Source organism: Paenibacillus sp. J22P169, from assembly GCF_059691995.1.
Genome location: NZ_JCAUAO010000001.1, coordinates 105,728 through 116,627 on the forward strand (window position 1 = coordinate 105,728; position 10,900 = coordinate 116,627).

A 10,900-nucleotide genomic window follows, 5' to 3' on the forward strand; every position below is an offset into this window, starting at 1 on the left:
TTGTTTAGCTGCATGCAATTTATACGAGGAAGAACACAACACCAAGAATAATGTAGACGAACAAGAGAAGAAGTCCTTCATACCAGTTCGTAGATCCATCCTGTGTGATGGATTTTGTAATGAAGACGGCGACGCCGATGGCTGCGATCTCATAGGTGGTAAAGACAATGTTCATTGGCGTACCACTGATGAAGAAGCTGAGAAGGATTAGTACCGGCGCGACGAATAGGGCGATTTGTAACGAGCTTCCGATCGCGATTTCAACGGCTGCGCCCATTTTGTTTTTCATAGCCATCATGACCGCGGCACTATGCTCAGCTGCATTCCCGATAATGGCAATTAGGAATGCGCCCACAAACAGGTCGGATAGACCGAATTTATCTTTAACTTCCTCAATTGTTCCTACTAACCATTCACTTGTAAAGGCAACCATTGCAGTCGCTACGATGAGGAATAGAATTGAGGTGCCTTTGGACCATGCTGCCTCACCGTGTTCAATCGCTTCATCCGAAAGCACGCTTTTGTGAGTGACCATGGAGAAGAAGAGCCAGAGCAGATAAGCTACAATTAGGATAATAGCTACAATCATACTCATAGAGGAAGTTTCGTCAGTAGTCAAACCACGGGCAAATATCGCAGGTATGAATAGTGCGACAACACCTAGAATCATCAGTGAAGAATTATGAGAAGCCAGTTTAACGTTAAAGGACTGTTCTTTGAACTTTAGTCCGCCTGCGAATAGGCTGAGTCCAAGTACGAGTAACAAGTTCCCGATGATGGCACCAGTTAGACTGGCTTTGACAACTTCGAATAGCCCATCTCGGACTAAGAAGAAGGCAATAATGAGCTCAGCAGCATTCCCGAAGGTTGCGTTGAGGAAGCCTCCCATACGGTCTCCTGCATAATGAGCTACACTTTCTGTCGCTTTTCCTAAGAATCCAGCCACGAAAACGATGGCAACACAAGCGATGACGAATTGCAACGTTGTATTCAGGTGCATGTAATGCGTGATACCGGCTGCTACGAAAGAAACTAACAAACCTATGTAGAACAATTTTCCTTTCAATGGGAACCCTCCGACTCTAATATATTGGAACTTTTTAACTTCTTTTAATATACCTACTTTGCTTACCAAAGTAAATTAAAATGGATACAATCAGTCAGTTCTTGCTTTAAGCTTTTGTTCTTATTACAATAGATTTATACCAAGTTTAGGGAGTGATCCGTATGTCCGAAGACAATCAAACCGGCTTAATTCGAATTTCTGATGACGTAGTATCGACAATTGCAGGGCTTGCAGCCTTGGAAACAGCAGGCATAGCGGGCATGTCAGGTGGTATCTCAGAAGGCTTAGCAAAGCGTCTAAGCGGTAAAAACGTGCAGCGCGGCGTTTCTGTTGAGGTAGGACAAGTTGAAGCAGCGATCGATCTGCGAGTGATCATTAAATATGGTTCTCGAATCCAAGATGTTTGTAGGGACCTACAAGAGAACGTGCGGGAAGCCGTTGAAAATATGACCGGACTAAATGTTGTGGAAGTCAATGTGAAGGTGGAAGGCGTTGCCTTTACGGAAGAAGAAACAGAAGATCAGCTTCGAGTTAAATGAGTGCAACATAAAAAGACCCGATCGACGTTATATCATGTCGATAAGGGTCTTTTTTTATGTGTTTTTTGCGTTTTTTGTGAAGATGGTAATTCTTTCAAGGATTGTTCACGAGAAATCCCAAGGATAACTCCCATGCTGATGAGGGAGACCATCATAGACGAGCCGCCTGCTGATATGAAGGGCAGTGTCACACCTGTGAGTGGAATAGTATTCGTAACACCGCCGATATTGATAAAGGCTTGGATGGCGAACATGACCATGATCCCTACACCGGATAGCATCCCAAACATGTCTGGACAACGAACTGCAACGAGGATTCCTCGCCAAATGAAGATCAAATAGATAAGAAGGAAGAGTGAACTGCCAATGAATCCGAGCTCTTCACCAATAATTGCAAAGATGAAATCGTTATGTGCTTCCGGTAAATAGTGAAGCTTTTGAATACCTTGTCCGAATCCGGCGCCTGTTAAGCCGCCATGACCAAAGGCATACAAGGATTGTACAACTTGTAAGCCAGAGCCTTGCGGATCAGCGAAAGGATCCATAAATGACGTGATTCGATTGAGCCTAAAGTTAGAATCTGTGTCACCTAAGACTAAGTACAGTAGAATAGCTATACCAAGAACAATTGAAAGAATAGTTCCTAGATAGAAAATATGCTTGAGGTTAGAACCGCCGACCATGATGACAATGGCTGAACACGTCAAGAGAATCATACAGGATCCAAAATCGGGCTGTAAGAGGATCAAGCCGCACACGAAACCCACGATCATGATGGCAGGGAGCAATCCCTTGCGAAAGCTCCTGAATTTCTCTTCTTTATTACTAATCAGCGAAGCTAGATACATTATGACTATTAATTTGGCAAACTCCGTCGGTTGTATCCCGTATCGGCCGAGTGAGTACCAACTGCTCGCGCCATTGGCTTTACTCGTAAAGACAACGAAAATTAAGCCGAGTACAATGAAAAAGAAAGCTGGGATGACGAGCTTTTTTAACTTCGTGTAATGGACATTCATGCAAAATAACATGCCAATCGTGCCGATCCCAACAGCAACAATTTGCTTTCTCGTAAAGAACCAGGGGTCGTCCCACCGATAGGCACTTGTCATTGAGCTTGCACTGAAAACCATGACCAATCCAAAGCAGACCAATACAAAGGTTAATAAAAGCAGCAGAAAATCCGGCGTTCCTCTTCGAGGGGGATTCATGCTGGTTCCTCGCCTATTCTGCCAATAATTTTTGCAGTTGGTCTAATTTTTGCTTAGAGATTTTGAGTACATTCTCAGGAATTGGTGAGTTGTAGTCCAAGCCATGCGGGAATGTTTCTTTGCCTATGTAAGCTTCTTCTAGATATAATACAGCATAAGGAGATTCTAACTTGCCTGTTTCTACTCGTGCATTTACACGTAAGAAGTAAACAGCTTTGCTTGCTTTATCTTCCATTTTAAAATCGTAAGTAGCACGGGTGTATTCCCACTGCCAGCGAACGAAACCAAGTTTAGTTGTTACTTCGTCCAAGTGAGCCAAATCGCTTTTTAGGCCTTTTAAGCCAGTTGCTTCAATAATCAATTTTAACGCCTCCATATTGTACGTATGCATTCTTTTCTCATGATAGTATGTTTCTAAAGGTTCTGCAAGTCGATTACCCTGTGTAAATTCTAATATTTGATGGCACTTTAGAGATGAAACCATGGTTGATATTTGATAGAATAGGTTTCAAGAGAAATTTTTTAGATAAAAGTTAGTGATCGAGAACAGGAGGTGGATGTATCTTATGAACCATTTTCATGAAGATCTCCAAGCCATATATGAAGAGATGGTGGGCTGGAGACGTTATTTACATCAGAATCCTGAGCTTTCCTACCATGAATATCAGACAGCAGAATTTGTAGCGAAGCATCTGCTCAGCTGGGACATTGAAGTGCGTACAGGCGTAGGTGGAAATGGTGTCGTTGGTTTGCTGCGCGGCAGTGGCGATGGACCCACGGTTGCCCTTCGTGCAGACATGGATGCTCTTCCAATTCAGGATGAGAAGAACTGTGGGTATACATCAACTAAGAACGGGATTATGCATGCTTGTGGTCATGATGCACATACATCAACTTTGCTCGGAATTGCCAAGGTTGCCAGCCTACACCGCGCGGAGCTCAAAGGAAATCTGGTCTTTCTATTCCAGCATGCAGAAGAAATTTCTCCCGGCGGTGCTGACGCCATGATTAAAGCAGGCGCGCTGGATGGGGTAGACGCTGTATTCGGCGTTCACTTGTGGACACCATTCCCTGTGGGGCATGTATACACGCGATCTGGGGCTTTCATGGCCGCACCAGATGAATTCACCATTCGCATCCAAGGGAAGGGCGGACATGGCGGTTTGCCTCACCAAACGATCGATAGTGTATACGTTGCCTCCCAATTAGTCGTTAATTTGCAAGGCATTGTAAGCAGACAAGTTGATCCTGTTGAACCTTGTGTTGTTAGCATTGGCTCGTTCCATGGCGGCACTAGCTTTAACGTAATCGCTGAAACAAGTGTGCTTAATGGTACTGTACGAACCTTCAATCCAGAGTTAAGACAAGATGTAAGAGCACGTATTGAGAGGATTGTGCAGGCAACTTGTGACATGTCTCAAGCCACTTACGAACTGGAATATAAGCTGGGCTATCCGACAGTTATCAATGATGCCAACGAAGCAGCACGTTTCTTTCAAGTAGGCGCAGCTTTGTTTGGTGAAGAGGCCGTACACGAATCTCCTCTTATTATGGCCGGAGAAGACTTTTCCTATTATTTGCAAGAGAAGCCAGGTTGCTTCATGTTTGTAGGTGCTGGGAATGTGGAGGCAGGTATTGTGTATCCACATCATCACCCGAAGTTCGATATTGATGAAAGATCCATGCTGAATGCGGCGAAATTATTAATGTCTATGGCCTTGGATTATATGGCATGAATGCCCTCGGAGATTTGGTGAATGCTAACGTAGCAATTATTTGTTGCTTAACATGACACTAGGAGGATGATGAGTATGCCAGATAAACAAGTGAAGGACATCATGAGTAAAGATTGCGTGACGGTCACCCTACTCGATAATGTGTTCGAAATTGCCTTGAAAATGAAGCAACATGATATTGGATTCGTTGGGGTAATTGACGGGGATAAATTCATAGGCGGAGTAACAGATCGTGACCTTGTTATTCGAGGCTATGCGGAGAAGCATTCGGGGTCAACGGCGGTGGAAACCGTAATGACGAAGAATATGACAACCGTATCTCCGAATACGTCTGTTGACGAAGCCGCGGAGCTCATGGCACAGCATCAAATCAGACGGTTGCCTGTTGTCGATAATGGTAAGCTTGTCGGGATTGTGGCGATTGGCGATTTGGCTATTAGAGGCAACTTTGAAGATGAGGCTGGCGAAGCGCTAAGCCAGATTTCTCAAGAACGAACGCTTGTAGGAAGTCATTAAATAAACATATCTTTATAAAGCAGCTTTTCCCATCCGAGGGAACGCTGCTTTTTTTTCGTATATTCTCTTTACGAGGTGCATCCAAGTAAGCGATAATAATAACGAAATGATGAAGGGGGTCCGTATAGAAAAGATGAACAAGTTTGAAGATAACGCTTACATTGGACTTATCATTCTAGATTCAAACTGGCATTTTATATACGCAAACGACTATGGCGCAAGTTTATTAAATCGATCACCAGAAGAACTTCTTGGTAGAATGGCTTGGGCCGAGTTTCCTGCTGCGATACGGCATGCTACCTATAGTCATTTTCACCAAGCTCGGAGAAGTGGCAAAGAAATTGCTTTCAAAGAATATGTCAAGCCATCCAATCAATGGATTCATGTACAAGCATGTCCAGTCGGTGAGAATTTACATATTATTCTTCGTAAAACGGAAATGCTAGCGAATCATTTTACCATTGAAAATGAGCTTACTCAAAAATATACAAACTATGTTCAGGATTTAATTACACTGACTTCCGAAGATGGCATTCTACTTTATGTATCTCCCTCGATAAAAGACCTGCTAGGCTATGAACTTGAAGATATGTACGGAGCGAACATATTGGCTTTTTGTCATCCGGAGGACATAGATGGTCTGAAGAAAATTTTCATCAATGAAAACGAGTATGCAAGGAATGATCAAGGAATAATAACTTGTCGCTTTCTTCATAAAAAGGGTTGGTACGTATGGTTTGAAAACAATTTCAAGTGGTTATTGGACGCTCAAGGCAACCGCAGTCAGAAATTAGGGATCTGGCGTGATATTTCAGAACGCAAGCTTGTTGAAGAACGATTCATACAGGCGCAGCGTTTAGGTCAATTCGGCAGCTTTGAACGAGATTTGGACGAAGATTCAATTACGTGGTCGGACGAGATGTTTAGGATTCATGGTCTTGAACCTGCTTTAAGGATTGATTTGAGTAAAGCAATTGATCCCATCATGTTAGATGATCGGGAGAAGGTGGCGCTTTCAATCAAGCAAGCAGTACTGCGTGGAACGTCAGATATAGAATACAGAATTACACGTGAAGATGGGGAAGTTCGCCATTTACGATCGCAAATTGAACGAGTGGCTCTAGATGGGGGGCGCATGGCAGTTCGGGGACTGGTTCATGATATTACCATTCACAAGCGAATTGAGCATGAGCTTCTCCAAAGTAAAGCTAAATTGGAAATTGCACAAGAAATAGCAGGTTTGGGCCATTATGAGTGGGATGTCATCCATAACATGGTGTATATATCAGATGAATTGACTGCATTATTTGGTTGTAAAGATGCTGTACAACAGTCGTCTATAGAGGCACTTCATGAAAGTATTCACCCTGAAGACAGTTTGAAAATGAAGATGGCAACAAAAAAAGCTCTACATGAAGGATCTTTGGATATCATTTTTAGAGTTATCGTTAATGAGGATGTACGAATTCTGCATACCTTAGCAAGAACTACGTATGACGAGTGGGGAAGAGCCCTATGTTTATTCGGTACGGTCCAGGATATTACGGTCCAGAAACAGACAGAGGAGCTGCTCCGTAAAACGGAGAAACTACATGTTGCTGGCCAGTTGGCGGCTGGTATTGCACATGAGATACGCAATCCGCTGACGGCGCTTAAGGGCTTTGTGAAGCTGATGTGTCATGCCAATGAAGAAAGTAAACTACGCTATTATCACATTATGCAAGAAGAGTTTAATCGGATTGAGCTGATTCTAGGAGAGCTTCTGATTCTAGCCAAACCGCAAGCCGTTGCTTACATGCCTCATGATCCATTGACGATACTTGAAGAAGTGATTCAACTTTTAAATACAGAAGCAATTATGAATAATGTAGAGATTACGCTGAATGCCAAATCGATGCTTCTATCAGTCAATTGTGAGCGGAATCAAATCAAGCAGGTTTTTGTAAATGTGATCAAAAATGCGATTGAAGCAATGCCTTCTGGCGGTACTTTGAGCATCACAGCAGAGAATCAAGCTAGTGAAGTGAAATTGCAGTTTGCTGATCAAGGCCAAGGCATCTCAGAGGAAAGACTGCCGCGAATAGGTGAGCCCTTTTATACTACGAAAGAAAAAGGGACAGGTCTTGGTATGATGGTGAGTTTTACGATCATTGAAGAGCACCATGGTGTAATTCGCTATCAAAGTAAGCTTGGTGTTGGAACAACGGTCAGTATTCAATTGCCTGCATCCGAATAGTAAACTTTGTCCTCACGGCGTGTAACTGTCAAAGTTCGCAATAAGGTAGTCAATCTGCGACAAGATGCCTCCTCTTAAATATGCTAAAGTGAAAACGTGCTTAATAATTGTGAATCTGACAAGAAAAAGGTGACGTACAGTGGAGAAAGTAAGGATTGGTATCGTTGGTCTGGGGAACATGGGAACTGGACATGCCAAATATTTGGTGAAAAATGAAGTGAAGGGCGGCGTACTAACCGCTATTTGTGAACCGCGAGCAGATCGTCTAGAGTGGGCAAAAGAAAATCTAGGTGAGGGTGTTCAATTGTTCGACAACCTTGACGATTTTCTGGCTTCAGGCTTGATTGATGGGGTTTTGATCGCAACACCTCACTATGATCACCCTGAAACAGCTGTACGGGCATTCCAAGCAGGTATGCACGTTATTTGTGAGAAACCTGCAGGCGTATATACAAAGCAAGTGCGTCTAATGAACGAAGCAGCAGAAGCTTCAGGTAAAGTATTCAGCATGATGTACAATCAACGTACAAATCCTTTATATACAAAACTAAAGGATCTCGTTTCTTCTGGCGAACTAGGTGAAATTCGCAGAACGAACTGGATTATCACGAACTGGTATAGATCACAAAGCTATTACGATTCAGGCGGCTGGCGTGCAACTTGGGCTGGTGAAGGCGGCGGCGTACTCATTAATCAAGATCCGCACCAACTAGACCTTTGGCAGTGGACGATCGATATGATGCCGAAGCGTGTTCGCGCGTTCTGTTATTTCGGTAAACACCGCAATATCGAGGTCGAAGATGATGTAACGGCATTTGTTGAGTATGAAAATGGCGCTACAGGTTTATTCGTAACTACTACGGGTGAAGCGCCAGGAACGAACCGTTTCGAATTGTCCGGTGACCGTGGGAAAATCGTAATTGAAGACGGCAAATTGACGTTCTGGCGTTTACGCGTTTCAGAAAGAGAATTCAATGAAACCTACAAAGGCGGTTTCGGTTCCCCGGAATGCTGGAAATGCGAAATTCCAGTTGAAGGTAAGGAAACAGGCCACATGGGGATCACGCAGAACTTCGTTGATGCGATTCTTCATGGCACACCATTGATTGCTCCAGGAGCAGAAGGCATCAAAGGCCTAATGATTTCCAATGCGATCATGTTGTCAACATTTACTGACAACTGGGTCGATTTGCCGATTGATGAAGATCTTTTCGAGCAGCACTTGCAAGAGAAGATCAAAAATTCCAAAAACAATAAAGAGGCTGGCTCCTTTAAAACACTTGACGTCTAAGATGATGGGGGAAATTCGAAATGCAAAAGAATGATGGCATGAATTATGCGCCAAAAGGAAAACCGAACCTTGTTGTTCAAAAAGGGGAGTTTACCTTCGCGGTCGTCGCGCTGGATCATGGTCATATCTATGGCATGAGCAACGGACTTCTAGAAGCAGGTGCTGAGCTGAAATGGGTGTACGATAAAGATCCTGCGAAAGTAGCGGCATTTGTCGAAAAGTTTCCGCAGGCGCAGGTTGCTGCTTCTGAAGAGGAGATCTTTCACGACCCTGAAGTCAAGTTAATTGCTGCTGCGGCTGTACCATCTGAGCGTGGCCCATTGGGTATTCGTGCGATGGAGCATGGTAAAGACTATTTTACGGATAAAACACCCTTTACTTCCCTCGAGCAGCTTGCTGCTGCGAAGGCAGCGGTTGAAGAAACTGGACGTAAATATGCCGTCTACTATAGTGAGCGACTTCACGTAGAAAGCGCCGTTTTCGCGGGTCAGTTGATTGAAGAAGGTGCGATTGGTCGCGTGCTTCAAGTTATTGGACTAGGGCCACATCGTTTGAATGCGTCAAGCCGTCCTGATTGGTTTTTCGAGAAGGATAAATACGGCGGTATTCTGTGCGATATCGGCAGTCATCAAATCGAGCAGTTCCTCTTCTATTCGGGCTGTAAGGATGCGACGGTCGTTAGCAGTAAAGTAGCGAATTATCATGCGAAGGATTATCCGGAGCTTGAGGATTTCGGCGATGCGACACTGATTGGGGACAATGGGGCAACGAATTATTTCCGTGTAGACTGGTTGACACCAAATGGCTTGGGGACATGGGGAGACGGGCGTACATTGATTCTAGGAACAGAGGGCTATATCGAGCTACGTAAATATATTGATATTGCTCGCGATCCGCAAGGGGATCAGCTGTACCTTGTCAACCAACAAGGGGAAAAGCACTACAGTCTGCATGGACAAGTAGGCTTCCCATTCTTCGGTCAGTTGATCCTTGATTGTATCCATCGTACAGAAAACGCTATGACACAAGCGCATACGTTCAAAGCGGCTGAATTGTGCTTGATGGCTCAAGAGAAAGCTGTTCGTGTGGAGTAGGTTCACACAGCAGTTGGATGAAGTTTTTCAAAGGTACGGATAATTGCCGTTTGGCATGATAACATAATTGCACATTCAATTTAAAATTCGGGTAGTTTAGCGGTAAAATCGCTAGCTGCCCGTTTTGTGTTTCTGTGGTCACTGTCGTTCTCGGCAGTAAGCAAAGTCCGAGCCCATGCATGGCGCATTTTTTAATCGTTTCATAGTTATTGATCTCATACGTGAGCGTATACTGCACATTGTGCTTGCGCAGCATCGTTTCAAATAATTTCCGGCAACGACCTCCCGAGATGGACATTAGAATCTCGGCGCCATTCAGATCCTCTGGTACGATGGCAGATTTCGCTGCTAAGGGGTGATCTGGCGCGGCCACGATGACAAATTCCTCTTCTTGTATCGTCTTGTAAATCAAGTCAGGGTCGCTCAGCTCACGATCGACGATGAATCCTAAATCGCATTCGCCTGCCTTCAACGCGCGTGACGTATCATTTTCCATTAACTCATTTATCGTAATTGTAATGTTCGGAAAGCACTTTTTGAACGCTCCGAGGAATGGAGGCAGCATATACGAGAAGAGCGTTGTTTCGTGCGTACCGATCATGAAGCTTCCTGTCGTCTGACCAGCCACATTAATTTTGGATTCCTCAAATAGCTTCAAAATCTTCGCTGCATAGCGCAGTAAAATTTCCCCCGCAGGCGTCGGTCTCATCTTTTTATCAATGCGTTCAAAAATTTCGACCCCGTACTCAATCTCCAGCTTTTGAACCTGGGAGGTTACACTGGACTGGGCATAGCCCAATTTTTCGGAAGCCTTTGTGAAGTTTTGCCATTTCGCTACTTCGAGCAGTGTTTTATATAACGTGAGATCCATCTGCCTCCACCCCTCAATTATCACTTTTTTCGATCGAAACGATCATTTATTATAGATAACTCTGGTACTTCCTGCCATGTTAAAATCAATTCCAACCAAAGGATGGGGGGAATTACCATGTGGAACTTATACGAGATAGAGAAAAAATTTGAGGCTCATGTGAAAGATGTTGAAGCGCGCGCGAGGAAAGCACATTGGTACTCGAAAGAGGCGAAAACGAGTCTTAGCCATCGTGAAACGATCCGTTGGGTGTCTCTATTCGCCGTACTTATTATCGGGATTATCACGGTGTATGAACTCTTTTGAGATACGTTAGCATGGAGACCATGTTTAAATCAAG

The 10,900-nt window shown here is 44.0% G+C and carries 11 protein-coding genes; 7 read left to right on the forward strand and 4 right to left on the reverse strand.

The features are described from left to right. Positions 1-19 precede the first annotated feature (19 nt). Complete coding sequence (cax, locus tag AC58QG_RS00535) at positions 20-1,066, reverse strand: calcium/proton exchanger (RefSeq protein WP_497359795.1); 1,047 nt, start codon at positions 1,064-1,066, stop codon at positions 20-22. 161 nt (positions 1,067-1,227) lie between these two features. On the opposite strand from cax, the gene AC58QG_RS00540 reads away from it, so the two are divergent. Next, positions 1,228-1,605, forward strand: coding sequence for an Asp23/Gls24 family envelope stress response protein (locus tag AC58QG_RS00540; RefSeq protein ID WP_436235985.1), 378 nt, complete (start codon positions 1,228-1,230; stop codon positions 1,603-1,605). Between the two features lie 32 nt (positions 1,606-1,637). Here AC58QG_RS00540 and ftsW read toward each other — a convergent pair whose 3' ends face one another. Beyond that, entirely contained in the window at positions 1,638-2,816 is a 1,179-nt protein-coding gene (gene ftsW, locus AC58QG_RS00545; protein WP_497359797.1) for a putative lipid II flippase FtsW, read from the reverse strand. A gap of 13 nt (positions 2,817-2,829) precedes the next feature. After that, positions 2,830-3,177, reverse strand: coding sequence for a YugN family protein (locus AC58QG_RS00550; protein WP_497359799.1), 348 nt, complete (start codon positions 3,175-3,177; stop codon positions 2,830-2,832). Positions 3,178-3,382: 205 nt separating this feature from the next. On the opposite strand from AC58QG_RS00550, the gene AC58QG_RS00555 reads away from it, so the two are divergent. The 5 genes from AC58QG_RS00555 (at position 3,383) to AC58QG_RS00575 (ending at position 9,689) form a co-directional block, all read left to right on the forward strand. Continuing rightward, a complete protein-coding gene (locus AC58QG_RS00555) occupies positions 3,383-4,552 on the forward strand; it encodes a M20 family metallopeptidase (protein ID WP_497359801.1) in 1,170 nt (389 codons plus the stop codon). A 75-nt stretch (positions 4,553-4,627) separates the two neighbouring features. Further along, the gene (locus AC58QG_RS00560) at positions 4,628-5,068 is read left to right on the forward strand and encodes a CBS domain-containing protein (protein ID WP_497359803.1); all 441 of its coding nucleotides are present in this window, start codon (positions 4,628-4,630) and stop codon (positions 5,066-5,068) included. Between the two features lie 133 nt (positions 5,069-5,201). Beyond that, positions 5,202-7,304, forward strand: coding sequence for a PAS domain S-box protein (locus AC58QG_RS00565; protein WP_497359805.1), 2,103 nt, complete (start codon positions 5,202-5,204; stop codon positions 7,302-7,304). 139 nt (positions 7,305-7,443) lie between these two features. Further along, positions 7,444-8,595 carry a Gfo/Idh/MocA family protein gene (locus AC58QG_RS00570; RefSeq protein ID WP_497359807.1) on the forward strand — a complete coding sequence of 384 codons (1,152 nt, stop codon included), beginning with the start codon at positions 7,444-7,446 and terminating at the stop codon, positions 8,593-8,595. Positions 8,596-8,615: 20 nt separating this feature from the next. After that, on the forward strand, positions 8,616-9,689 hold the full coding sequence (locus AC58QG_RS00575; protein WP_497359809.1) for a Gfo/Idh/MocA family protein: 1,074 nt from the start codon (positions 8,616-8,618) through the stop codon (positions 9,687-9,689). Here the strand turns inward: AC58QG_RS00575 and AC58QG_RS00580 are convergent. Further along, positions 9,634-10,560 carry a LysR family transcriptional regulator gene (locus AC58QG_RS00580; RefSeq protein WP_497359811.1) on the reverse strand — a complete coding sequence of 309 codons (927 nt, stop codon included), beginning with the start codon at positions 10,558-10,560 and terminating at the stop codon, positions 9,634-9,636. The genes AC58QG_RS00575 and AC58QG_RS00580 overlap by 56 nt on opposite strands. A 117-nt stretch (positions 10,561-10,677) precedes the next feature. Here AC58QG_RS00580 and AC58QG_RS00585 point away from each other — a divergent pair, with 117 nt between their 5' ends. Continuing rightward, positions 10,678-10,866, forward strand: coding sequence for a hypothetical protein (locus tag AC58QG_RS00585; protein WP_497359813.1), 189 nt, complete (start codon positions 10,678-10,680; stop codon positions 10,864-10,866). The last annotated feature ends 34 nt before the right edge of the window (positions 10,867-10,900 follow it).